Below are 24,222 nucleotides of genomic sequence, written 5' to 3' on the forward strand. Positions count from 1 at the left end.
TAATAACTTTATTTCATTTTGTATTCTTGAAGTAAACTGAGGAGATGCAGTTGATTCTGTTTCTTTTGATACCATGCTGTAATTTCAAAGTTATTTGGGATTTTTCCTTCTTTAAACCATCTTTTTGTGTTTTGACCGTGAAACCAATCTTCTCTTTTTTCGTCTATTGTATGTGAAACGATTGGATAAACGGTTCGTAATAATGGTGTTTCTCTTATACGATTACCTGGCAAAAATTTTTCATAATCATATCTTGACCCTGTATGTGTGACTGTTTTCGAAAAGAGGGAAAAATGGTCAAAAAGTCCTGAATGAAAAAGGAGCCATGCTAATCTCTTCCCTAACTCTATTCTAGTTGATAAGTGTTGAAAGCGAACTGCTGAAAAGCCAAATAATTTACCCGACAAAATCGGAAACACAACAGAACTGAAATGTAATAAATCTTGCATTTTAAATGGAAGGGAATTAAAAACAAGATGGTGATATTGTTTATTTTCAATAACAGGCTTTTGAATCACATTTTGTTCGTTAATGATTAAGGCTATCATTAATCTATTTTCATCTTGGTTATTCCAAAAATGGTTCCATTCCATTTCCATAAATCTAGAAACATGAAAGGCATTTAATAAATGAAAAAGTGGCTTCTTGATTCTTTTAGACCATTTATATAGTAATAATTGTGGATATGCATCTTGGAAAATAAGCCAATTTGCCCGTTCATATGTCATAAAAAGTAAATTTCTTTGCTGTAAATTTAACGCTTTTCGGAACCATTTCCCTTGAAGGTCTGTCATGCTCCAGCCAGCATTTCTTGAAACCATACTGGCTAGGAAAGACCATTGAATTTCGGGATGAAGATAATAAAAGTCTTGATACGCATTCGTTCTTGAAATATTGTCATAATTTTTTTTTCTTGTCGTATTAACTATAGATGTGATGATTTTTTTTTCTTGATCATCGATAAATTGTTTAAATACATCCATTGTTCCACCTCTTTCACTATCGTCTCCTAATCGGATAAATTGTACACATTAACAAATTTGAAACTTTTTTAACAATACTTTTTCAATATTTTTGGTATGATAGGTAGTAGTTTCGAGGAGGAGGTACAAAATGATTTTTCGTTATCCTAACGGAAAGCCTTATAAACCAGATAAACAAATAAAAGAAAATAAACAACAGTCCATCACATATAGTAATCGTGGTATGACACTTGAAGAGGATTTAAATGAAACAAATAAATATTATTTAGAAAACCAGATAGCTGTCATACATAAAAAGCCTACTCCTGTTCAAATAGTCCATGTAGATTATCCAAGGAGAAGTGCTGCAGTAATAAAAGAGGCTTATTTTAAACAAAGCTCAACAACAGACTATAATGGTATTTATAAAGGCAAATATATTGACTTTGAGGCAAAGGAAACAAAAAATAAAACTTCCTTTCCTCTGCAAAACTTCCATGAGCATCAAATTGAGCATATGAAAAATATTTTGCATCATGGCGGAATAAGCTTTGTCATTTTATCTGCCTTTAATCAATATTATTTTTTGGAGGCTACACATTTATTAACATTTTGGGAACGCCAATCAGCTGGTGGCAGAAAGTCAATTTCGATGAAAGAAATTGCTGAATTGGCATATAAAATTCCTTTAGGCTATCAAGCAAGGATTGACTATCTTAAGATTATAGATAAACTATATTTTTAAGATAAAATAATTTTAGCAGGTTCATTTCCCCTGCTATATTTTGGTAAGCCTATTATGAAAGGTTGGTAGTAACATGTCAGAGCAATATAAAAGTCGTCAAGAACGAAAACGACAACAAACTCAACAATCACCAAAAGGAAAAAAGAAAAAAACACATAAATCAGCACCCCTATGGAAAAAAATTCTCTTAACGCTTCTCGTTATAGGAATTATCGGAATGGTCGGTGGTGGAATTACATTTGCAGCTATCGTCGCTGGTGCGCCATCATTAGATGAAAAGAAATTAAAGGATTCTTTTTCATCAACCTTATATGATATAGATGGTAAAGAAATTACTGAAATTGGTTCAGTGAAGCGAACATATGTCCCATATGAAGAAATACCTGAAGTTTTAAGAAATGCTGTTTTAGCAACAGAGGACGCACGCTTTTTTGATCATAATGGAGTTGATTTCATTCGAATTGGCGGCGCATTTGTCGCTAACGTTAAAGAAGGCTTTGGTGCTGAGGGTGGTAGTACAATTACCCAACAGGTTATTAAAAACTCCATCCTAACAACAGACAAAACAATAACTCGTAAGGTACAGGAAATTTGGTTAGCATTCCAATTAGAGAGAAAATATTCAAAACAAGAAATTCTTGAAATGTATTTAAACAAAATTTATTTTCCTGGAAACATTTACGGTGTCGCAAAAGCAGCTGAATCATTTTATGGAGAAACTGATTTAAGTAAACTTGAATTACATGAAGCGGCAATGATTGCAGGTATGCCACAAAGTCCTAACAATTATAACCCTAGAACGAATCCGGAAAGTGCTGAAAAGCGTCGGAACACCGTATTAAACTTAATGGCCAAGCATGGATATATTTCAGAGGCTGAGGCAGAGGAAGCAAAAAAGATTCCTGTCCAATCGACACTTGTAAAGCCTGAAGAAAAGGCAAATCCATATCACGCTTTTGTTGAAGAGGTTATTGAAGAAGTTAAAGAAAAGACAGATATTGACGCTGGAACAGCAGGGTTAAAAATTTATACAACGCTTGATCCAGATGCCCAACAAAAAGTTGAAGAAGTTTTAAATGGAGATTCTATGGATTATCCTGATGATAAATTACAGGCAGGAATCTCGTTAATCGATACGAAAACAGGTGAAATTCGCGCAATTGGTGGCGGACGCAACCAACCTGTTGGTGGTTTCAACTATGCAACAGATGCTAAACGACAACCAGGATCTACGATAAAGCCTGTATTAGATTACGGACCTGTTATTGAATATAAAAAATGGTCGACATATGAACAAGTAAGAGATGAGCCTTACACATATAGTGATGGAACACCTATTAATAACTGGGACCGTAGCTATAAAGGGCAAATGTCAATACGGGACGCATTAGCATATTCTCGAAACATTCCTGCATTAAAAGCATTTCAAGAGGTTGGGGCAGAAAAAGCACAAGAATTTGCAGAAGGTTTAGGGATTCCTGTTGATGGAATTGTAGAGTCTTATTCGATTGGTGGATTTGATAAAGGTGTCTCTCCTCTTCAAATGGCTGGTGCATTTAGCGCATTTGGTAATAATGGGATTTATAACGAGCCACATGCCGTGAAAAAAATTGTTTTAAGTGATGGAACTGAGATTAGCTTAGAGCCTGAACCAAAAGCTGCAATGAGTGATTATACTGCGTTTATGGTAACAGATATGATGAAGTCAGTTGTTAAGTATGGTACAGGTAAGGCAGCCAGAATTGATAATGTAAATATAGCTGGTAAAACAGGGACAACAAACTTTACTCCTGAAGAAAAGGAAAAATATGATATTCCTTCAAGAGCAGCAAAGGATGCATGGTTTGTCGGTTATAACCCTAATTATACTGCCGCTGTTTGGACTGGTTATAGTGAATTTAAAGAAGGTGAAAAGGTTTATTTAGATTCTGATGATCAGGATTTAGCAAAAGCCTTATTCAAAGAAGTTTTTGAGGAAGTAGCTGCAGGTGATACATCTGATTTTGAACAACCGAGTAGTGTCGTTCAACATGCTGTTGAAAAAGGTCATATGGAACCTGTTCTAGCAAGTGATTATACGCCTGAAAGCCAAAAGCTTTATGAATATTTTGTAAAAGGTTATGAGCCAAGTAAAAAATCTAAAAAATACAATAAACTTGCTAAGCCATCAGGCTTAAATGTTAATTATGATCAAGAATCAAATTCGATTACAATTAATTGGAATTACAAATCAGACTCCGATGTTACCTTTGAAGTAAAACAATCTATCGATAACGGCTCCTATCAGGTTGTTAGTAATTCGGGAGATTTAAGCTATACAGTAGTTGATGTAAAACCTGGTTCTGTTTACTCATTCCAAGTTGTAGCTGTAAGTGACGGTGCTCGTAGTAGTGCTGCCGCAACAAAAATTCAAGTACCTAAACTTGAAGAAGAAGTACCTGAGCTTCCGTTAGACGAAGAAGAGCCAGATGACACTACCGATGAGGAAAATCCAAATCAGGATAATAATCAAGACAATAATGGTAACAACGGTAATAACAATGGAAATAACAATGGGGATAATTCAGGAAATAACGGAAATGGTACAAATGGTAGTGGTAACGGAAATAATGGCGGTAACGATACAAATGGTAATGGTAACGGAAATAATGGCAGTAATAACAATACAGGAAATACAGGAGACACAGGTAATACTGGGGAAGAACCGAACGTAACTGTACCTGACGAAAATGATGATCAAACAACGAACCCTAATCAACAGCCTTCTCAGGATGTAACTACACCACCTCAGGATGATGGTCGTAAAGAAGAGGAATAAATTAGTAGAGAAAAAGGATTACTTTAGCATTAGTAATCCTTTTTCTTTTGCATAGATTATCTATTTTTAAGCTTGTCTATTGCTGCTTTCTTATAAAATGCTTTTTCATGTTCGATAAACAATTGTTTTAATTGGCTAAATGAGTGAAATTTTGTATAGTTTTTAATAATAAATAAGAGCCGCTCTTCAACGTTGATTGGCTTAATTTTATTCTTTAATATATTCGCATCTTCTATATTTAAGCTTTTTACAGAACTATTATTAGACCAATAAAGGCTAATGATAAATAAAGAAATACAATGAATCATTAATTCATTTGTTTCTGCATTTATTTTCCTTTTTGCAAAAGCATTGTTTATTTCCGGTACTCGTTGTTTCCATTTTTCAAATAGTAGCGGAACATATTTATTAGGTGATTCCCAAGGCTTTTCTTGCTGAGATTGAAGGACTAACATGTCATAGTAAAAAGGTTCATGATCAATCGTTTCTGAAATATTCAAACAAGAATAGTCCAGAAATGTCTCTCTATTTTTAAAAAAAGGATCGTAACGAAATGAAACAGGAATATCATATTTCTTTTGCTGATCATTTTCAAGCATGTTTTTTTTCCTTTTTCATTCTTTTTTGCCCTTCCCGACAAAGATGAAGCAACGGACAAATATCGCACTTTGGAGATTGTGCCTTACAATGGTATCGCCCGAAGAAAATCAAACGATGATGTGTTTGTGACCATTCATCTTTAGGGATTTTCCGCATGAGTGTTTTCTCTACCTCAAGTACAGAGTCCTTCCAGCGACAAATTCCTAATCGTTTGCTTACCCTTTCAACATGTGTATCTACTGCTATCGCTGGTACTCCAAATGCAACCGAAACAACTACATTTGCTGTTTTTCTCCCAACTCCAGCTAATTTAGTTAATTCTTCATGCTCTCTTGGTACTTCACCATTATATTTTTCAATTAATGTTTCACAAAGGCTTCTTATGTTTTTCGCCTTATTCCGATATAAACCAATTGACTTAATATCTGACTGTAATTCTTCTAATGAAACAGCTAAATAATCTTCTGGTTTTTTATATTTTTTAAATAGGTTTTTTGTTACCTTATTAACAAGTGCATCCGTACATTGTGCTGAAAGTGCAACAGCAATGACAAGCTCAAAAGGATTTTCATGAACTAATTCACAATGTGCATCTGGGAACATTTCAGCAAATGTATCTAAGCATTCTCGAATTTGTACTTTAGTTAGCATTATTTCACCTTCTTTTTATAGTATCGAATAAAAAACAATCTATTTGCGTACACAAAAAAGAGCTATCTCTAGCTCTCAAGCCAATTATAAAATGGTACTTTCCTTTTATATTCCTCTTGATTTTGCTGAACAGAGCTATTATTCGCTTGATGCTGCCTAAATTTTTTCGAATGATTTCGCGCCTGTTCTATCGTTCTAATTCCATTCTTTTTCCATTCAAACAGAATCCTATCGATATATCGAAAATTAAGCTTACCTGACATAACAGACTCCCTTAGTGCCGCTTTGATAATAATTGGGTCATAATCCTCCTGATCAAGCCATATCGCTAATGTTTCACACTCAATTGGTGATAAAGGTCGACCGAATTCATTCTCAAATATTGTATATAAATTTTCGTCAGCTTCTTTGTTTTTTTCTCGATTTTTTTCCTGCGATAAAAAGGTATAAAGTTTGTCCCATAATGGTTTTAAGGAGTAATTTTCAAATAGAATCGTATTTTCTTCACACTCTTCAATTGATAAAAATCCTCTTTGAATTAAACTTCTTAAGATCGAGGTACAAGTAGAAGTGGAGATTGACATGTGTTCTGAAAGCTCTGTCGGCGTAGGAAATTGATTTCCCATTTGCTTAAATTGTTGCACTTGTAAAAGCACCATTAGTTCTTCTTCATTTAAGCCTAACTTCGAATAATGTTGAAATAAAATAACAGGAATTGATACATTTCCTGTTTCCTGTAAATAAATAAATTGTTCCTTATTCATCAAACACACCTCAATTGTAAGTATAACATGTCAGGACGAAACATTGAACATAATCAGCCTCGGTTGTTTTTGGCAACTGAACGAAAGATGACTAATAAACAATAGTAATATTAATCAATAAAATCGAATTAGTTGAATATGCTTATTTTTCTCCTGCTATAAACCATATAAAAAGGCTGCTTCAATTGTAAGTTAATTGAAACAACCTTTATACATAAATTATTATGGATATAATCGATTTAATAAACGTGGGAATGGAATCGTTTCTCTTACATGTTCTACCCCGCTAATCCATGCAACAGTACGCTCAAGACCTAATCCAAAGCCTGAGTGAGGGACTGAACCATACTTTCTTAAGTCTAAATACCACTCATATGCCTTCTCATCTAATTGATGCTCCTCAATACGCTGCTTTAATAATCCGACATCATGAATACGTTCAGAACCTCCAATAATTTCTCCATATCCTTCAGGAGCAATTAAATCTGCACATAAAACAACATCTTCTCTATTTGGATCTGGCTGCATATAAAATGGCTTTAAGCTTGTTGGGTAATGTGTAATAAATACTGGCTTATCATAAGCTTCAGCTATTGCTGTTTCATGTGGAGCTCCGAAGTCATCTCCCCATTTAATATCATTAAATCCTTTTTCATTTAAGAACGTTATTGCTTCATCATATGTGATTCTTGGGAATGGAGCTGTAATTTTCTCTAACTTTGAAATATCTCTTCCAAGAGTATTCAATTCCAGCTTGCAATTTTTTAGTACATTTTGCACAATAAATGAAACATATGCTTCCTGTACTTGTAAGTTATCCTCAAATTGATAAAATGCCATCTCTGGCTCGATCATCCAAAATTCAATTAAATGACGACGTGTTTTTGATTTCTCAGCTCTAAATGTTGGACCAAAGGAAAATACTTTACCAAGTGCCATTGCAGCAGCCTCCATATATAACTGCCCGCTTTGAGAAAGGTATGCATCTTCATCAAAATATTTCGTATGGAATAATTCTGATGTTCCCTCTGGTGCACTTCCTGTAAGAATTGGTGGATCCACCTTTACAAATCCTTCATTATTGAAAAATTCATATGTAGCTCTAATGATTTCATTTCTAATTTTCATCACTGCATGTTGTCGCTTAGAACGCAACCATAAATGACGGTGATCCATTAAAAATTCAGTACCATGCTCTTTAGGAGTTATTGGGTAATCAGTTGATTCTGAAATTACTTCTACATTTGTTACACCTAGTTCATATCCAAATGGTGAACGAGTATCCTCTCTTACCGTACCTGTCACATATAAAGAAGTTTCTTGTGTGATTGATTTAGCTTTTTGGAAAATCGCTTCTTCTACTTCCTCTTTTACAACAACACCTTGAATAAACCCTGTGCCATCTCTTAACTGTAAAAAGGCAATCTTACCGCTAGAACGTTTATTTGCAAGCCAAGCACCAATTCTGACTTCTTGTCCAACATATTTTCCTACTTCTGCAATTGTTGTTTTCACTAACACTTTCCCTCCAAAACTCCGATGTCTAATCAATTATGTACTAATCAGCTTTTATTATACTTTTTTTCATTTTTTGTAGCAATGATAAACCGATTAAACATACATATTCTTTATTATTTTTATATAATTTTTTTATGAATCCTTTTCATTTTTTATCGCCATATGTTTAATAATATCCCCATTATTAAAATTAACGTAATCAAAATTGTACCTGTCTGATTTATCTATATACTTTACTTCCCAAATAGGAATTCCTTCATCCATCCCTAATGTGACAGCCACTATTTTTTCAGGATTCTTTTCTGAATTAACTTCTGCAATCGCTTCTTTTTCAGTTATTCCTTCTGATTGCTTTTTAATAGTGGGCTTATTATTTTTTTCTTCTTGAGGTACCCAAACATAAATTTTTTCATTTTTTGCGTTTTTTCCAGACATTACATGATACTTCTTTTCACCATTATAAGTTTCAATTGTATCAATTGACTTTACATCCAAATCTTTATTAGATAGTACAAATTCTTTTGATTTTTGATGTCCCTCTTCATATTGGTTTCTTGCTGTTTGATATATATTCGTAAACAAAATGATCACACCTATTAAGACAACAACAGAAACAATTAATGTAATGATCGTTTTTTTTCCCATATTAAATCAACTTCCTTACGTACGATAAATGGTAAATACAGCTTTATTTTGATCTTGCTGGTCGAGAGCTAATCCGAACATTAGATCCTCTCTTTTTAACGTGCGATTTAACAAATCAACAATCTTATATAAATCTTCTGAATGTTCAACTGTAACAGTTGAAATAACCTCAATTTTACTCTGCACTACAAATTCCTCCTACTTGAAACAAATATTGTAACTAATATGTCTGTTTTGTCTGGACACAATAACATTACAACGGCATCTAATGTTGTATCTTAATCCATTTTAACAGGTGTTAACACTTTAACATGATGATAAATTTTCTCCTAACTCACACCATTTAAGGCTGATTCAAGTTTTGAATCAGCCATTTTTTAACGGTGAAAAGGCGTTTTCATGCTTTAATCACGATTCATCCATTTCTCGATTGAATGTGTCAAAAGATGCATCGGATTTTTTTCAATTTCAAGTTCTGGAATAGAGCTTAAAAAGTCCTTCCCATACTTTGTTGTTATGATACGATGATCTAAAACAAATAATATCCCTCGATCATCCTCACTTCGAATTAATCTTCCAAATCCTTGTTTAAACCGTAGAATCGCTTCGGGAAGTGAATAATCGTAAAATGCATTTTTACCCTGTCTTTTAAACTGCTCAGATTTTGCCGCAACAATCGGATTATCAGGGGATGCAAAAGGAAGACGAACAATCATTAATGCTGTAAGCTCTTCACCAGGAAAATCAACGCCCTCCCAAAAGCTGTTTGTTCCTAATAAAATGGCTTTGTCGAATTGCTTAAAATTCTTTGTCAATCGCAAACGACTTCCACTACCTGTTCCTTGTCCGAGAATCATAAAATCCTCTAATGTTTCATCCTCTTTTAGCAATTGATACGTTTTTTTTAACATTTCATAGGATGTAAATAAGGCTAATATTTTCCCGTCTGTTATTTGTGCAACACTTCCTATATTAGCTGCAATTGCTTCAGAAAAATCATCAAGTGACACCTCATTAACATGCGGCATATCTGTTGGAATAAATAGCTTAACCTGTTTTTTATAATTAAAGGGTGACTTCAATTGTAATTGTTTTGGATAAAAATCAGTTAGTCCAACAGCATCAGTCATATATGAAAATGAATGTTTAACTGCTAACGTTGCAGAAGTGAGTATTGCACTTTTTTTATTTGCAAAGAAATGATCAGCTAAAAATTCCGAAATATCTAATGGCTGAGAATAAATGGATGCAGCATTTTTAGCCCCTTTAGAATCAATTTCAATCCACGAAACAGTTGAATCAGATTGTGAAAAAAGGATCGCATTTAGCTTATCCTTATATTCGTTAATCCGCAAAATCATTGCTTTATAATCCTCAAGAATTATCTTATCTTTAATTGAAAGGTCTGATTCTTTCATGTGAACTTGTAATGACTTATTCATTATTTTAACAATATCTGTTAAAAGAAACGATACCCTTTTTGCTAGTTCTAAAATTGCATTCCATGTTCGATTATTTTCAATTTCCAGCTCTAAGCGATAAGAGATTCGATTAATTGAACTATCCTTCGTTTTTGACAGAACAAATGCATGGATGGCAGAAAAAAACTGATGAGACTCATCCTGTAGTTCTTGGACTAGTTGGTCAATTTTAAATATAGGGCTTTGGTTGCCGAAGTTAATTTCATTCATCTTTATAAATTTTTGTAAAATACCATTTGTCTGACTTGTCCCTAACCTGTTAATGAGATTATGAATTTCTAAATAAGAAAACTTAACTCCTAATTGTTCACTTGCAACAAGATGAAAATGATGGGCTTCATCTATAATAATTTCTTGATAATCAGGTAATATCTTTTGGTCATAAACAATATCTGAAATGAGCATAGCATGATTTGTAATAATTAGATTCGCTTTTAATGCTCTTTGTTTTGCAAGTTGATAATAACAATATGCAAAGAAAGGATTTTTATTAAAGGATGAATGGTCAACGTGTAATTGACTCCATAGAGCTTTACCACCTGATGGGAGATTTAATTCATCTACATCTCCGGTTTCTGTTTCTGTTATCCAAATAAGGATTTGTGACTTTGTTAGTATGAAATCATAGTTATCTTCAGGTTCCTTTAACGCTTGTTCAAATTTTTGCAGGCACAAATAATGGCTCTGACCTTTTAGAATCGTCGCATTAAAAGAAAAAGGCATTACCTTTTCTAAAAATGGAACGTCATGATCAAGCATCTGTTCTTGTAATGTTGTTGTATAGGTGCTAACGATTATTGGTCGTTTTTGTTTTTTAGCATACAAAATAGATGGAACCAAATAGGCTAAAGTTTTTCCGCTTCCAGTTGTAGCTTCAATTAGGCTATGCTGATGTGAAGAGAAATCATCGTATATTTCCTTCATCATTACAAGCTGTTCATCTCGAACCCGAAACGTTATATAATCCTTAGTAAATTTATCGCGACTATTCTTAAAATGTGAAATAATTTCTTCTATTCCAATCTGTTCATCTATATCTTGATTTGCTTCCACCATTTGACTTCTGTTTTTTATCGCCAATGTTCTGATTATTTCAAGATGATGATGATTTTGTTTTTCAATATTCACTAATTTTTCTGCAATGATATCTTCCAATACATCTTCGAGATCACTAATAAATGATCTCGATAAGCGGGAAAGCTGTTGCAATGTAATGATCGGTAAAGACTTAAACTTCTCGAGTATTTGTATAAATAGTTCGGCTGTGACCTCAGCATCGCTATCAGCTCTGTGCGGGTTTTCATGTAGCATATCAAATTCATCACTTAAATCCGATAATTTATAACTTTTTTTCGTTGGAAACGCAATCCGTGATAGCTCAACTGTATCAAGAATAGGTCCATTAAATTGCAACCCACAACTTATTAATTCCTCTTGTAAAAAAGATAAATCAAAATATACATTATGAGCGACAAATGTAGAATTTGTAAGCAACGATTGAATTTTCTCGGCAATTTCCTCAAAGGTTGGCGCTTTGTCAACCATCTCATTCGTAATACCTGTTAATTGTTCGATAAACGGTGGGATTTTTTGTAACGGGTTAACAAAACTTACAAATTTATCAACAATTTGATCATTTACTAATACTATAGCTGCTATTTGAATAATCTTGTCCCCTTTTTTAGGGGAATTTCCTGTTGTTTCTAAATCGACTACGACAAATCGTTGCTCATTCATTCTGTGACACTCCTATAATTATGTAAAGCTTTTTATGCATGATATTTTGCTTAGGTTATTAATATATTTACTATAACATAATTTCATCCAAAACCCTCAGGTTCGTATTTATTTGTTTAGTACGATCTTGAAAAATGATAAAAACAAACATCTTAATAAACATAATAAGGGCAACACCAATACATTGTATAGTCTTTAGTGACTATATCATTGTTTTGAAGTGTTAGCCCTTATTTTTCCAAATTAGCTTAAAATGGTTGAAGCAGGTTCATGTCCAAGCATGTCAATAATTTTATTATTCTCATCCATGACGGCTATTTTTGGTTTATGTGTCGTAATTTTATCTTCGGGTATTAAGGTATAAGTTAGAATAATAATAATATCCCCTTCTTGAACAAGTCTTGCCGCAGCGCCATTCAAGCAAATAACCCCACTCCCTCTTTCGCCAGGAATAATATAAGTCTCAAAACGAGCTCCGTTATTATTATTTACAATTTGAACCTTTTCGTTTGCAATCATCCCTACCGCATCAAGTATATCCTCATCAATCGTAATACTACCTACATAGTTTAAATTTGCCTCAGTTACCCGGGCGCGATGAATTTTAGCATTTAACATTGTCCGAAACACATTTTATCACTCCAATCGTTCCATATCATCCTTATGTTTTCCCTTTAAATTTCAACGGTAATATTATCAATTAATCTTGCTTTAGAAAATTTAACTGCTATAGCTAAAATGACCTTTCCTTTTGGAACTTTGATTTCCTCGAGCTGTGGATAAGTTAATATTTCTATATAATCAATTACACCACTTGTATTTTGAGTAATATAAGCTTTAATCATTACTTTTATCTCTTCAAAATTAGTATTCCCTTTTACAATTTCCTCTTTAGCAATAACTAAGCTTCTATAAAGTGATGGAGCCTCACGTCTTTCTTCCTCATTTAAATAAACATTTCGAGAGCTTTTTGCAAGACCATCAGCTTCTCTTATTGTAGAGACTGGTACAACTTCTATCGGGAAATTTAGTTCTTCAACTAACCCTTCGACTACAGCGACCTGTTGGGCATCCTTCATTCCAAAATATGCTCTGTTAGGTTCAATAAGATGAAATAGTTTTGTTAAAATCGTAGCAACACCATCAAAATGGCCAACCCGTGATTTACCGCACAATACATTCACTCTTGATTGAACTGAGATTGTATATCCTGGAGATTGCGGATACATTTCATTAACAGACGGTAGAAAAACAAGATCAACTCCCGCGCTATTTGCTAACTCTTCATCTCTTTGCTGATCCCTCGGGTATGATTCAAAATCTTCATTTGGACCAAACTGTAAAGGATTTACGAAAATACTTAGAATCACAATATCATTATCTTTTCTTGCTTCCTCAATAAGCTTTAGATGCCCTTCATGTAAAAACCCCATTGTTGGCACGAATCCAATTGACTTTTTTTGTTTTTTATATTCAGCTATTTTACTCTTTAATTCGTCCTTAGCCGTAACTACATTCATTGCTTAACCTCTCGATATAAATTAATTTTTTCTTCCTTTTTCATGTTAAATGAATGCTTTTCTTCTGGGAATGTTCGATTTTTTACATCTCGAATGTATTCCTTGATTGATTGCTCAATTGTTGGAGAAATTGCAGCATATTGTTTTACAAACTTTGGCACTCTACCATCCAGATAACCAATTAAATCGTGGTAAACCAATACTTGACCGTCTGTATGTGGACCTGCACCAATTCCGATTGTTGGTATATCTAATTGTAACGAAATTTCTTTTGAAAGTTGTTGTGGAACACATTCTAATACAAGTGCTATTGCACCAGCTTCTTGCACTCGTTTTGCATCATCTAATAACTTCTCAGCTGCCTTTGCACTTTTTCCTTGAACTTTATACCCACCAAGAACGTTTACTGATTGCGGTGTTAAGCCTAGGTGGCCAATAACTGGAATTCCTCCATTTGTCAGTGCTAAAATTGTATCCGTAACACCATCGGCACCTTCAAGCTTTAAGCAATCAGCTCCTCCTTCTTGCATTAATCTTGTTGCATTTCTTAAAGTATCGACAGGTGACAAATGGTAGGACATAAATGGCATATCTGTGACAATAAATGTCTCCTTTGCACCACGTTTTACCGCTTTTGTATGGTGAATCATGTCATCCACTGTCACTGGAATTGTAGAATCATATCCTAATACAACCATACCTAATGAATCTCCAACAAGAATCATATCGACTCCAGCCATTTCCGCTTGCTTTGCACTTGGATAATCATAAGCTGTAATCATCGTGATCGGCTCACCTGAATGCTTCATTTTCATAAAATCTAATCTAGTTTTCATACATTCCCCTCCAAAGATTTAGAAATGCTTTTCCTATTCCCTAAAATTGCTTCACAGTCTAATGTCTTTCAAATTGTTAGCTATGTGATTCATTTTAGGGGAGGGGAAAACGATAAAAAAATCCCTCTTTCGACATAGAAAGAAGGATTTATTGTATACTTAATCAGTTTTCATCCCTCCGTCCTAGTCCTTTATGGATCAAGGCAGAATTTAGAATCATAACATTGTTTTATTTGAATCACATGAAGAAGATTCATTTTGTTAGAAAAGCAATTTCCAATAAGGTGTAGTTCTAAAAAAGATACTACCCGTTTTTCATTATAACAAAGGATTTCATTAATTACTATTCTAAAATGATAGATAAAATCATTGTTTTATTTCAATATCCGCAGAATAGATTCGTTCTATTCCATTTTCATTTGTTTCGATTAATAACGCACCATCATTATCAATGCCGATTGCTTTTCCTTCTATGACTCCATTAATTGTTCTTGCCTGTATTACTTTATTTAAACTGATCGCATAGCTTTCCCAAAGAAGCTTAATCGGTATAAAACCTTTCGATAAATATAGAGAATAAAGAGCCTCAAACTTCAACAAAATTGATTGAATAAGCTTAGATCTTTCACATAATTCGCCTGATTCGATATAGATTGAAGTAGCAATTGAACGTAATTCCTCAGGAAAATGATCCTCAAGCTGATTGACGTTAATCCCTGTGCCAATAATGACCGAGTGAACCTGATCTGCCTCAGCTTGAAGCTCAGTTAATATTCCTACAAGCTTTTTACCGTTTACTAAAATATCATTCGGCCATTTAATATCTGGCTTTAAAGTTGTTTCCTCCTCAATTGCTTGAACAATTGCCACAGCAGTAAGTAATGTTAGTTGAGGTGTATTATTTATCGGAATATTTGGCCTTATAATCATACTCATCCAAATACCTGTCCCACTCGGTGAATACCATGATCTTGCCATTCTCCCTCTTCCATTAGTCTGCTTGTCCGCAACGACAATTGTCCCTTCTTGTGCTCCTTCAGCTGCAAGAGTTTGAGCAATTTTTTGAGTAGATGTTACTTCCTCCGCAAAATGAATATTTCTCCCCATAGCTTTCGTTTGTAAACCGAGCTGGATTTCATTGCTGCTTATTTTATCAGGCTTCTTTGTAATTCTGTAACCACGTCTGCGAACAGCTTCAAGCTCATACCCCTCTTTTCTAAGGTCCTCTATATGCTTCCAAACAGCCGTTCTTGAGCAGCCAATATATTCACTAATTTTTTGACCTGATAAAAATTCACCATCAGCTTTTGAAAAGGCTTCTAACAATTTCGATCGAAGTCCTGATTGCATGTTAATAACCACTCCTTTATTGCTTTTCTTTCATTAACTACCTTATTCGTTACAACCGCCCTTTCAATTTTGCTTAATGCAACTGATACCCATGGGCCTGGATTTTGTTTTACTATTTTAATGACGTCGTGACCAGTAACTGCAAGCTCACCTCGTTCTTTAATCGGCAGCATTGCGAATCGTTGTTGTATTTTTCGTATCCGTTCGTGACAGTTTGTCCATTCCATAAGAACAACACGTAGTCTTTCAACTGACACAGCAAGCTCATCCCCTGCATCATATAACTGTTCATCGTCCCAGTCCTTATCCTTAAGCATATCAATAAATTGAATTCTTCTCTGTACTTCTTTCATTAGTTTGACTGGCAGCTTCCATCCTCTTAAAAAAGCTTCGATAGAATGAGGCTTAATTAGATATGTTAGCAGTGTCCAAAATTCTTCCTTTGTTCTTAATAAGGAAAAATCGTATTTAGAGAGCTTCATCAATTCTTGCTCCTTCTCAATTAAGCCAGGCAAAAATTGATGAATATTCAAATCTACAATTAAGTGAAGGGCATTTTGATAATTAGTCCCTTTAAGCAATTTATCAAATTCAATTGTCTTTCTTTCAATCGAAATCTTAGATAATAAATAACCGTAGTCCTTTATAGCTGTTAAGGTAGTTGGACAAAGCGCAAAGTTTAACTGGCTTACAAAACGAACCGCCCTTAGCATTCGAAGTGCATCTTCTGTAAATCTTTCGGATGCCTTACCGACTGTACGAATAACTCGCTTTTTTAAATCTTCTCGTCCATTAAAATAATCATACAGAGTTTCATGACTATCCATTGCCATTGCATTAATTGTAAAATCTCTTCGTTTTAAATCTTCTTCCAATGATGTTATGTATGTTACAGAATTCGGACGTCTAAAATCCTCATAGCCTGATTCTGCACGATATGTAGTAACTTCGTACGGTAAATTATCAAAAAGAACAATAATCGTTCCGTGCTCAGCACCAACATCAATTGTATGGTTAAATATTTGTTGGATCTCATCTGGTTTCGCGCTAGTTGCAATATCGATATCACCAATATCTCGATTTAAAAGATAGTCACGTACTGCCCCACCTACGAAAAAAGCTTCGTAACCATTATCATGTAATTTTTTTAATATTGGTTTAGCTTTTAGAAATGGTGTATCCATTTTAATACTCCTTCTTTAAGCGACTTCCATCATTTTTCCATAGAAAGCAATTCATAATACAACGATTCATATTGCGAAACAATCTTTTCCGAATGGAAGTTTTCATGGGCAATGGTTATCGCATAGTTAGACATTTTTTTGTGGAGATTTTCATTTTGTAACAATGTTATAGCTTTAAATGCTATTGCCTCTATATCACCTATTTCACAAATATAACCAGTTTCCCCTTCGTTAATCACTTCTGGGATTCCTCCAGCATTTGTTCCGATACAAGGTACTCCACAAGCCATAGCTTCTAATAGCACTAATCCGAAGCTTTCCTTTTCAGATAATAATAACATAAGATCACTTAACGAATAGAGCTCCTCTAAGTTATCTTGCTTGCCTAGGAAAAGCACCTTATCTGTAAGGCCTAACTCTCTCACTAATCTACTGACAAATGACATTTCTGGACCGTCACCAACTAATAATAGCTTTGACTTTATTTTTCTTTGAATTAATTGAAATGAATAAACAACATCCTGTACACGTTTCACTTTGCGAAAATTAGAGACATGGATGATAACCTTTTCATCAATATCGATCCCGAATTGGCTTTTCAAATGGGATGCATCTCTTTTATGATACACTCGTTCATCAATAAAATTATAAACAGTCTCAATCTCTTTTTTAGGTTGAATAAGTTCATTTGTTTGTTTTACTAATGAATTCGATACAGCTGTTACCTTATCAGATGATTCAATTCCAAATCGTATTAAATCTGTTAATGATTGATCATACCCTAAAACAGTAATATCTGTTCCATGAAGAGTTGTTACTATTTTTAAATTTTCGTCAACCATTTGTTTTGCTAAGATTGCACAAATAGCATGAGGAATTGCATAATGGACATGTAATAAATCCAATTCTTCACGTTTTGCAACTTCCGCCATTTTACTTGCTAGTGCTAAATCATATGGTGGGTATTTAAAGACAGAATATTGATTTACCTCCACTTCATGAAAGGTAATGTTGCAATATACCTTGTTTAAGCGAAAAGGTAAACTAGATGTAATAAAATGAATTTCATGTCCTCGTTCTGCAAGGAGTTTTCCTAATTCTGTTGCAACAACTCCTGAACCACCAACAGATGGATAACATGTAATACCAATCTTTAATTTTTTCATTTTGCTTCTCCAATAAAATCTTCTTTTAATAAAAGTGGTTGTTTAGCTTTAAATCCTTCTGCATATTTAACACCCACTTGTTTACCATAAAGCCTTTCTCTGCTTTCTACTGTTTCAATATATCCATTTGTTAGTGGTGTGTCTACTGAACGATCTCCCTTAACAAATTGACTTTCATATGCAGTAAGACTTGCAATTTTCTTATGAATTGTTTCAGTAATATCAATGACAAAATCAGGGCTTTGAAAACCATTTATCATATAATAAAAGACATTCTGCACACGATGTGGCGGCTGTTCCAGCGTATCTCGATATTTTCCAATACCTGACGAGAAAACTGCCTCCTCTACTAATCTCGCACAGTTCCCATGATCTGGGTGGCGATCTTCAAAATAAGGAACGAATATGTAAGTAGGCTGATACATCCTTATCACTGTGACAATTTCTTGTATTGCAGCTTCTGTAATATAAAGTCCACGATCTGGTAATGATAATTGGATTCTTGTTGTAATGCCAAGAATTTCACCAGCCCTTTTTGCTTCTTCCTGACGTATTGTAACCGTACCATTTGAAGAAAGTTCAGCCTTTGTCAAATCACAAATTCCGATTTTGTAATTTTTAAAAGAATATTTGGCAAGTGTTCCCCCCATGCCAATTTCCACATCATCTGGATGAGCACCAAATGCGAGTATGTCTAGCTTATTATTCATATTTCTCTCCCTTTTTTATAAGGTTTTAAATGATCTACATCACGTATAATAGACCAAATAATTAGCCAATTTCAAATGATTTGTCTTATTAAGTTTTTAGATAAATCGAAGTTTTTTGTTTAAATTGACCATTTGCCCCCATTATGTTGCTCCTGCTATTTTATATAAAACAAAAATATCAATCATACAAAATAATCTATTAGCTAAAATATTAATGTTCTTATGTATATTATGTTCAGTCTTAAAAATATCGTTTAGTTTTTTAAGAAGGATAGTTGTTCATAATATAAACGATACGGGCAGTTTTAAAACTTCCTTAAAAAAGTTTGAACTGCCCGTAAATAAGTATGAAATTAATCTTGGCCATTTTAAAAATAATCATGGTTTTAAAATGGTTTTGTTAAACTTTATTATTGATTTTCGCTTAAGGCATTCGCTCCAATCAACATCTATCTTAAAAATCAACAATATAATTTAATATAGACCATAAAAAATAAACTTAATCCTTGGTTCACTTCCGTTTCAATTATCAATCATTCGTTTGAATGACTTCCCGCCAATTTAAGTCACCACGCTCAAGACCACGTACTAACATTTCAGCTGTCCCCATATTTGTTGCAAGTGGAATAGAATATACGTCGCAAAGACGAAGTAATGCTGAAATATCTGGTTCGTGTGGTTGGGCAGTTAACGGATCACGGAAAAAGATAACCATATCCATATCATTCTTTGCAATAAGTGCTCCGATTTCTTGATCTCCTCCAAGGGGACCTGATTGAAAACGATGGACATTCAAACCACTTGCCTCCTGAATACGTAACCCCGTTGTCCCTGTTGCAAAAAGTTCATGCTCCTCAAATATCGGCTTGTATGCTAATACAAACTGAACAAGGTCTGTTTTCTTTTTATCATGTGCAATTAATGCAATTTTCATTGTAAACTCCCCCTTTTATTCGATAATATTTTCTAATCCATATACTAGTAAATCGACCTTCATTACGCTCTCAACAGCAAGCTTTACTCCTGACATGAATGAAGCCCGGTTGTATGAATCATGCCGGATTTTTAATGTTTGTCCATCCCCACCAAATAAAACTTCTTGATGTGCAATTAAACCTGGTAGACGTACACTATGAAGTCGAATTCCATTATATTCCGCCCCTCGCGCACCAGCGAGAATTTCTTTTTCGTTCGGATGACCTTGCTGTTTCGTTTCTCTAACAGCAGATATCATTTCCGCCGTTTTTAGACCCGTACCAGATGGTGCATCTAGCTTTTGATCGTGATGCTGTTCAATAATCTCGACATCTTGGAAATATTTAGCGGCCATTTGCGAAAATTTCATCATTAAAATTGCTCCAATCGCAAAATTCGGAGCAATAATTGCACCTATCCCTTTTTCTACTGTTAATTCCTGTAGCTCTTTTAAATCCTCTTCAGAAAAGCCAGTTGTGCCCACAACAGGTCTAACCCCATTTAGTAACGCCTTCTTCGTATGTATCTTTCCAATTTCTGGTGTTGTCAAATCGATAAGAACATGTGGATTCGTCTCAAAAAAACATTTATCAATATCTGTATAAATTGGTACATCCACATCAAATCCATCTAAATCTTTTAAACTTTTCCCCTCATACTTATGATCTACGACAGCAGCAAGAGTAAAGTTTGTTGTTTGCTCAACAAGCTTTACAGCTTCACTTCCCATTCGTCCACGAGGACCTGCTATAACTATTTTGATTTGTTCCATTGTTTCATAACTCCTTCATTCCTCAATTTTCGTCCATCTGTCTTTATCTCTTGTTTTAAACTTTTTCATTACAATGTCATGTGCCGTTTCTAAATCTATGTTTAAAGAATTGGCTAGACAAATTAAAACAAATAATACATCTCCCAGTTCTTCTTCAATGGCTTTTTCTGTTTCACTGGCTTTTTTTGGTTTTTCTCCATAGTAGTGATTAATTTCTCTCGCTAACTCTCCAACTTCCTCTGTTATACGAGCCATCATAGCTAATGGAGAGAAGTATCCTTCTTTAAATCCGCTTATGTACTCATCCACTTCACGTTGAAGGTCTTTCATTTTCTTTTGCTCCATTTGTATCACCTCATCTACTTTCTATTCAATGTTAGCTAATACGATAAAGATTTACAATTATTTCGTAATCATTTTTTGAAAATTTGCACCTTGACATTCTATCAACTATAATGTAAATCGCCATTAATTTTTTGGAGGTGCTACATGAACGGTCATTTACGTGTAAAAAATATTCTTTTCATTTTAATCGGATCTGCCATCTTTGGTTTCGGCTTAGTTCACTTTAATATGCAAAACAACCTAGCTGAAGGTGGTTTTACAGGTATTACACTAATGCTCTTTTTCCTTTTTCATATTGATCCCTCTATCAGTAATTTAGTATTAAATATTCCGTTATTTTTTATTGGTTGGCGGGTACTTGGGAGAACCTCATTTATTTACACAATGATTGGTACAGTAAGCCTCTCCTTCTACCTATGGATATTTCAAAAATATCAAATTAATATGCCACTAAATGAAGACCTGACACTTGCCGCTTTATTTGCTGGGGTATTTCTTGGTATCGGTTTAGGTACAATTTTCCGCTATGGCGGAACAACAGGTGGCGTTGATATTATTGCACGTTTATGTCATCGCTACTTTGGCTGGAGTATGGGGAAAACCATGTTTATGTTTGATTTATGTGTCATTGTTTTATCATTAATTACTTACCTTTCTTACAGAGAAGCCATGTATACACTTGTTGCTGTATTTGTTGGTGCAAGAGTCATTGATTTTATGCAAGAAGGAGCTTATGCTGCCAAAGGAGCAACTATTATTTCACAATACCCTGATAAAATAGCAGAGAGAATTATGAAAGAAATGGAACGTGGTGTCACCATTTTAAAAGGTCAAGGTTCATTTTCGAAGCAAAACCTAGATGTGTTATATTGTGTAGTAGGTAAAAATGAAATTGTCCGTTTAAAAAATGTTATCAATTCTGTAGATCCACATGCATTTGTTGCAGTAAGTGATGTACATGATGTTTTAGGCGAGGGATTTACACTTGATGAAAACAAAAACCCATTACAGCGATAGTCATTACATACTTAATAAAAAAAGCTTGAGAAATCCTCAAGCTTTTTACTCTTTATTTTGTTCCCTTTTTTCTAATTTTTCCTTTTCTCCACGGTATTTTCTCCAACCGGAATAAGATAATGATAATAAAATGATGCTACCTGTTGTTATCATCACCCACACTAAAGATGGGTCAGCTTCATCTTCTTTAACTCTTTCAAAGATTGCTTTTAATTCCTCTTCCATCAATGATAATTGTTTCACACGACTTGTTTCAGGTACATCTTGAAAGAACTTGTCGCCTATTACTGATATATGTTCATCCATTTGCTTTACTCGCCTATCATCGATATCAACTTGAATACTCGGATAGATAATTTCGTATAAACTTAAAAACTCATTCCAGTCGTGTTGAAATGACTGAATATCACCGGATTGCACATCAGTCTTAATTTGAGAAAATGTCTCCATAATCGACGATTCCATTGAACCCCAAAGAGGTTGATGTTCTGAAACCATAGCGTCTACAACAAGCCTAAATTTTGTTAAAGTTCGAACCTTTTCCTCTTTTGTCTTCTTTTCATCTAGAATAATTGATTTTGCATCCTTATGAGTACTTGAGATCATTCGAAAATGATCAAGTGAAATTGAATCCCGGTTAATCGGTATATCTTCAAATTTCATAGAAAAATAATCAAGTAGTTGGGCAGACTCACTATAACGCTCTTGTTTTGCAAGTTGGAGTGCAGTGTTAGAAATCTTATTAAGAAATTCCCAATCATATGTTTCCTCGGCATTTATTGGTTTCGTTTGGACTAACACTATGCCGATAATAAGTGCAATTAGCCATTTTCTCATCCTTGTCCCCCCTAGAACTTCTCTTAAAAATCGTATGAGGAATTGGACAAGGATAGACCAACAACTTTTGAAAAAAGAATAGAACAATGAAGAAAACCTAATCGAATTTTTTATTCAGGTATTGAAAGCTTTGTCGATTTTTTATGAATAACAAATATATATGCGATAAATAGAGAGATCATACTTAGCCAAAAAGTAAAGTAACCTATTTGACTCATATAATCGTTTAATGTTCCATAACGTGGCATCATTCCAAAAACATAATCAATAACATCATTATGTAATGTCCATACTGCTGCAATTAATAAATGCTTAAGCTTAAATCGGTAATATGGTGCATAAAGTATTCCCTGTACTGCCATAGCAAAATGAGATGCAATCAACATATAGCCCTGCCATACTAAATGACCATTTATCATTAATACGAGCAGATTCATAATTACAGCCCAAATTCCATATTTAAATAATGTCACAATAGCGAGTGCCTCTATCGTAGGGAGATTTTTCCGAAAGAGAAAAGCGACAATTACAATTGTAAAAAATAAGCTAGCAGTTGGACTATCCGGTACAAATAAAAGGAATTGTGGAGGTGTTACAGCTAGCTGATCCTTATACCAGAAATAGCCGTAAAGAGTTCCAAAAAAATTAATTACAAAAACAAGTAACAGCATAGGTTTATTACCTAGCAGATAATGAATCATTTTCAAGTTTAATCACCATACTTATTTAAATTCCAAAGAAAAAACACTATTTATTAAAATTTAACTTAAACACATTTTATAGACGTTTTCAAAAAAAAAGCTGACAAAAGTCAGCTTTATTTTGAAGTAACACCAGAAATAAATTCTGATAATACTTTTAATTCTTCATCTGTACCTTTAAAGACACCAGGAGGCATTGCTCCTTGACCGTTTTTTGCAACATCAGCGATTTTATCTGGTTCCAATCCATTATCGACAAGTGCTTTTCCTGCTGGACCACCCTCTAGATTTTCACCATGACATTGAATACAGCCTTGTGCCTCATAAATTTTATAACCGTCAGATTCTTTATCAATTTCAGCTTCAGCTTGAATCTTCCCTTGCTCTGCAGCAGCTTCCCAGTCATGAGTTACGACAGACTCCCATGTTAGATAGAATACAGCTGCAACCCCTAAAAGCATCATCCCTACAGCAACAGGACGCTTTGCTGGACGACGATGTGGACCGCGATCAAGAAACGGCGCTAACATTAATCCACCGAATGCAAGACCAGGAATGATTATTGCTCCAATTACAGTAAAAGGTCCAGAGGCATAGGAATATTTTAATAACTGGTATAAAAATAGGAAGTACCAGTCAGGTAATGGAATATACCCAGCATCAGTAGGATCAGCCACACGCTCAAGAGGTGATGGATGCGCTACTGTTAGACATAAAAAGCCGACTAAGAACACAGCACCAACTAACCATTCCTTTAAGAGGAAGTTCGGCCAGAACGCCTCTGTCTTTCCAGGATACTCCGAATAATCTTTCGGAATATTAGGTTTCCTCTCAGCAGAAATACGAGAGTCACCTACAAATTTCATACCTTTTCCGCGATGCATGATT

At 34.3% G+C, this 24,222-nt stretch carries 24 protein-coding genes; 3 read left to right on the forward strand and 21 right to left on the reverse strand.

Translation table 11 applies throughout. The features are described 5' to 3' along the window. Positions 1 to 8: 8 nt before the first annotated feature. Positions 9 to 983: a DUF2515 domain-containing protein gene (locus ACTJJ9_RS07790; RefSeq protein WP_145581517.1), complete on the reverse strand. Its 975-nt coding sequence runs from the start codon at positions 981 to 983 to the stop codon at positions 9 to 11. Positions 984 to 1,116: 133 nt separating this feature from the next. Between ACTJJ9_RS07790 and recU the strand changes: the two genes are divergently transcribed. Together recU and ACTJJ9_RS07800 are read left to right on the forward strand one after the other, a co-directional pair. Beyond that, positions 1,117 to 1,707, forward strand: a complete 591-nt coding sequence (gene recU / locus ACTJJ9_RS07795; RefSeq protein WP_095302209.1) for a Holliday junction resolvase RecU — start codon at positions 1,117 to 1,119, stop codon at positions 1,705 to 1,707. A 73-nt stretch (positions 1,708 to 1,780) separates the two neighbouring features. Further along, positions 1,781 to 4,525, forward strand: coding sequence for a PBP1A family penicillin-binding protein (locus tag ACTJJ9_RS07800; protein ID WP_145581518.1), 2,745 nt, complete (start codon positions 1,781 to 1,783; stop codon positions 4,523 to 4,525). Between the two features lie 56 nt (positions 4,526 to 4,581). Here ACTJJ9_RS07800 and ACTJJ9_RS07805 read toward each other — a convergent pair whose 3' ends face one another. The 17 genes from ACTJJ9_RS07805 to ACTJJ9_RS07885 form a co-directional block, all read right to left on the reverse strand. Then, the gene (locus ACTJJ9_RS07805) at positions 4,582 to 5,124 is read right to left on the reverse strand and encodes a YpoC family protein (protein ID WP_145581519.1); all 543 of its coding nucleotides are present in this window, start codon (positions 5,122 to 5,124) and stop codon (positions 4,582 to 4,584) included. Continuing rightward, on the reverse strand, positions 5,117 to 5,776 hold the full coding sequence (gene nth / locus ACTJJ9_RS07810) for an endonuclease III (RefSeq protein ID WP_095302192.1): 660 nt from the start codon (positions 5,774 to 5,776) through the stop codon (positions 5,117 to 5,119). Before nth ends, ACTJJ9_RS07805 begins: the two co-directional genes overlap by 8 nt. Before the next feature lie 68 nt (positions 5,777 to 5,844). Beyond that, positions 5,845 to 6,540 (reverse strand): DnaD domain-containing protein, encoded by a 696-nt coding sequence (locus ACTJJ9_RS07815; RefSeq protein WP_145581520.1) that lies wholly within the window; start codon positions 6,538 to 6,540, stop codon positions 5,845 to 5,847. A 222-nt stretch (positions 6,541 to 6,762) separates the two neighbouring features. Continuing rightward, positions 6,763 to 8,055 carry an asparagine--tRNA ligase gene (gene asnS, locus ACTJJ9_RS07820; protein ID WP_095302194.1) on the reverse strand — a complete coding sequence of 431 codons (1,293 nt, stop codon included), beginning with the start codon at positions 8,053 to 8,055 and terminating at the stop codon, positions 6,763 to 6,765. Between the two features lie 135 nt (positions 8,056 to 8,190). Continuing rightward, positions 8,191 to 8,703, reverse strand: coding sequence for a cell wall elongation regulator TseB-like domain-containing protein (locus ACTJJ9_RS07825; RefSeq protein ID WP_145581521.1), 513 nt, complete (start codon positions 8,701 to 8,703; stop codon positions 8,191 to 8,193). Between the two features lie 15 nt (positions 8,704 to 8,718). Next, entirely contained in the window at positions 8,719 to 8,889 is a 171-nt protein-coding gene (locus ACTJJ9_RS07830; protein ID WP_145581522.1) for a YpmA family protein, read from the reverse strand. 218 nt (positions 8,890 to 9,107) lie between these two features. Continuing rightward, positions 9,108 to 11,921 (reverse strand): ATP-dependent DNA helicase DinG, encoded by a 2,814-nt coding sequence (gene dinG, locus ACTJJ9_RS07835; protein WP_145581523.1) that lies wholly within the window; start codon positions 11,919 to 11,921, stop codon positions 9,108 to 9,110. 243 nt (positions 11,922 to 12,164) lie between these two features. Continuing rightward, the gene (gene panD / locus ACTJJ9_RS07840) at positions 12,165 to 12,551 is read right to left on the reverse strand and encodes an aspartate 1-decarboxylase (protein WP_095302198.1); all 387 of its coding nucleotides are present in this window, start codon (positions 12,549 to 12,551) and stop codon (positions 12,165 to 12,167) included. A 44-nt stretch (positions 12,552 to 12,595) separates the two neighbouring features. Next, on the reverse strand, positions 12,596 to 13,441 hold the full coding sequence (panC, locus tag ACTJJ9_RS07845) for a pantoate--beta-alanine ligase (RefSeq protein ID WP_145581524.1): 846 nt from the start codon (positions 13,439 to 13,441) through the stop codon (positions 12,596 to 12,598). Then, positions 13,438 to 14,277 (reverse strand): 3-methyl-2-oxobutanoate hydroxymethyltransferase, encoded by an 840-nt coding sequence (panB, locus tag ACTJJ9_RS07850; RefSeq protein ID WP_145581525.1) that lies wholly within the window; start codon positions 14,275 to 14,277, stop codon positions 13,438 to 13,440. Before panB ends, panC begins: the two co-directional genes overlap by 4 nt. Positions 14,278 to 14,643: 366 nt before the next feature. Next, complete coding sequence (locus tag ACTJJ9_RS07855; protein ID WP_145581526.1) at positions 14,644 to 15,627, reverse strand: biotin--[acetyl-CoA-carboxylase] ligase; 984 nt, start codon at positions 15,625 to 15,627, stop codon at positions 14,644 to 14,646. Continuing rightward, on the reverse strand, positions 15,597 to 16,811 hold the full coding sequence (locus tag ACTJJ9_RS07860; protein WP_145581527.1) for a CCA tRNA nucleotidyltransferase: 1,215 nt from the start codon (positions 16,809 to 16,811) through the stop codon (positions 15,597 to 15,599). The genes ACTJJ9_RS07855 and ACTJJ9_RS07860 overlap by 31 nt, the downstream gene beginning before the upstream one ends. A gap of 29 nt (positions 16,812 to 16,840) precedes the next feature. Then, a complete protein-coding gene (bshA, locus tag ACTJJ9_RS07865; RefSeq protein ID WP_095302203.1) occupies positions 16,841 to 17,977 on the reverse strand; it encodes an N-acetyl-alpha-D-glucosaminyl L-malate synthase BshA in 1,137 nt (378 codons plus the stop codon). Further along, the gene (gene bshB1 / locus ACTJJ9_RS07870) at positions 17,974 to 18,687 is read right to left on the reverse strand and encodes a bacillithiol biosynthesis deacetylase BshB1 (RefSeq protein ID WP_145581528.1); all 714 of its coding nucleotides are present in this window, start codon (positions 18,685 to 18,687) and stop codon (positions 17,974 to 17,976) included. Before bshB1 ends, bshA begins: the two co-directional genes overlap by 4 nt. Before the next feature lie 529 nt (positions 18,688 to 19,216). Beyond that, a complete protein-coding gene (mgsA, locus tag ACTJJ9_RS07875; RefSeq protein WP_095302205.1) occupies positions 19,217 to 19,621 on the reverse strand; it encodes a methylglyoxal synthase in 405 nt (134 codons plus the stop codon). 15 nt (positions 19,622 to 19,636) lie between these two features. After that, on the reverse strand, positions 19,637 to 20,434 hold the full coding sequence (gene dapB / locus ACTJJ9_RS07880; RefSeq protein ID WP_095302206.1) for a 4-hydroxy-tetrahydrodipicolinate reductase: 798 nt from the start codon (positions 20,432 to 20,434) through the stop codon (positions 19,637 to 19,639). A 15-nt stretch (positions 20,435 to 20,449) separates the two neighbouring features. Then, entirely contained in the window at positions 20,450 to 20,779 is a 330-nt protein-coding gene (locus ACTJJ9_RS07885) for a nucleotide pyrophosphohydrolase (protein ID WP_095302207.1), read from the reverse strand. 144 nt (positions 20,780 to 20,923) lie between these two features. Here ACTJJ9_RS07885 and ACTJJ9_RS07890 point away from each other — a divergent pair, with 144 nt between their 5' ends. Next, positions 20,924 to 21,796 carry a YitT family protein gene (locus tag ACTJJ9_RS07890; RefSeq protein ID WP_095302208.1) on the forward strand — a complete coding sequence of 291 codons (873 nt, stop codon included), beginning with the start codon at positions 20,924 to 20,926 and terminating at the stop codon, positions 21,794 to 21,796. Between the two features lie 45 nt (positions 21,797 to 21,841). Here the strand turns inward: ACTJJ9_RS07890 and ypjB are convergent, their stop codons facing one another. The 3 genes from ypjB to ACTJJ9_RS07905 form a co-directional block, all read right to left on the reverse strand. Then, entirely contained in the window at positions 21,842 to 22,633 is a 792-nt protein-coding gene (ypjB, locus tag ACTJJ9_RS07895) for a sporulation protein YpjB (protein ID WP_145581529.1), read from the reverse strand. A gap of 110 nt (positions 22,634 to 22,743) precedes the next feature. Then, positions 22,744 to 23,340 (reverse strand): DUF1405 domain-containing protein, encoded by a 597-nt coding sequence (locus ACTJJ9_RS07900; RefSeq protein ID WP_145581530.1) that lies wholly within the window; start codon positions 23,338 to 23,340, stop codon positions 22,744 to 22,746. A 110-nt stretch (positions 23,341 to 23,450) separates the two neighbouring features. Beyond that, on the reverse strand, positions 23,451 to 24,218 hold the full coding sequence (locus ACTJJ9_RS07905) for a menaquinol-cytochrome c reductase cytochrome b/c subunit (RefSeq protein ID WP_095301148.1): 768 nt from the start codon (positions 24,216 to 24,218) through the stop codon (positions 23,451 to 23,453). Positions 24,219 to 24,222: the final 4 nt, after the last annotated feature.

Source organism: Metabacillus sp. 22489, assembly GCF_052044855.1.
Lineage (GTDB): Bacteria > Bacillota > Bacilli > Bacillales > Bacillaceae > Metabacillus > Metabacillus niabensis.

Bases quoted from the DNA above. Each gene is read 5' to 3' on its own strand.
- bshB1 (WP_145581528.1), bottom strand. From the start codon at position 18,687: ATGAATAATAAGCTAGACATACTCGCATTTGGTGCTCATCCAGATGAT.
- ACTJJ9_RS07855 (WP_145581526.1), bottom strand. From the start codon at position 15,627: ATGCAATCAGGACTTCGATCGAAATTGTTAGAAGCCTTTTCAAAAGCT.
- ACTJJ9_RS07860 (WP_145581527.1), bottom strand. From the start codon at position 16,811: ATGGATACACCATTTCTAAAAGCTAAACCAATATTAAAAAAATTACAT.
- dapB (WP_095302206.1), bottom strand. From the start codon at position 20,434: ATGGAACAAATCAAAATAGTTATAGCAGGTCCTCGTGGACGAATGGGA.
- ACTJJ9_RS07885 (WP_095302207.1), bottom strand. From the start codon at position 20,779: ATGGAGCAAAAGAAAATGAAAGACCTTCAACGTGAAGTGGATGAGTAC.
- panC (WP_145581524.1), bottom strand. From the start codon at position 13,441: ATGAATGTAGTTACGGCTAAGGACGAATTAAAGAGTAAAATAGCTGAA.
- ACTJJ9_RS07800 (WP_145581518.1), top strand. From the start codon at position 1,781: ATGTCAGAGCAATATAAAAGTCGTCAAGAACGAAAACGACAACAAACT.
- ypjB (WP_145581529.1), bottom strand. From the start codon at position 22,633: ATGAGAAAATGGCTAATTGCACTTATTATCGGCATAGTGTTAGTCCAA.
- mgsA (WP_095302205.1), bottom strand. From the start codon at position 19,621: ATGAAAATTGCATTAATTGCACATGATAAAAAGAAAACAGACCTTGTT.
- ACTJJ9_RS07905 (WP_095301148.1), bottom strand. From the start codon at position 24,218: ATGCATCGCGGAAAAGGTATGAAATTTGTAGGTGACTCTCGTATTTCT.
- ACTJJ9_RS07815 (WP_145581520.1), bottom strand. From the start codon at position 6,540: ATGAATAAGGAACAATTTATTTATTTACAGGAAACAGGAAATGTATCA.
- nth (WP_095302192.1), bottom strand. From the start codon at position 5,776: ATGCTAACTAAAGTACAAATTCGAGAATGCTTAGATACATTTGCTGAA.
- ACTJJ9_RS07890 (WP_095302208.1), top strand. From the start codon at position 20,924: ATGAACGGTCATTTACGTGTAAAAAATATTCTTTTCATTTTAATCGGA.
- panB (WP_145581525.1), bottom strand. From the start codon at position 14,277: ATGAAAACTAGATTAGATTTTATGAAAATGAAGCATTCAGGTGAGCCG.
- ACTJJ9_RS07805 (WP_145581519.1), bottom strand. From the start codon at position 5,124: ATGCTTGAAAATGATCAGCAAAAGAAATATGATATTCCTGTTTCATTT.
- dinG (WP_145581523.1), bottom strand. From the start codon at position 11,921: ATGAATGAGCAACGATTTGTCGTAGTCGATTTAGAAACAACAGGAAAT.
- ACTJJ9_RS07825 (WP_145581521.1), bottom strand. From the start codon at position 8,703: ATGGGAAAAAAAACGATCATTACATTAATTGTTTCTGTTGTTGTCTTA.
- bshA (WP_095302203.1), bottom strand. From the start codon at position 17,977: ATGAAAAAATTAAAGATTGGTATTACATGTTATCCATCTGTTGGTGGT.
- ACTJJ9_RS07790 (WP_145581517.1), bottom strand. From the start codon at position 983: ATGGATGTATTTAAACAATTTATCGATGATCAAGAAAAAAAAATCATC.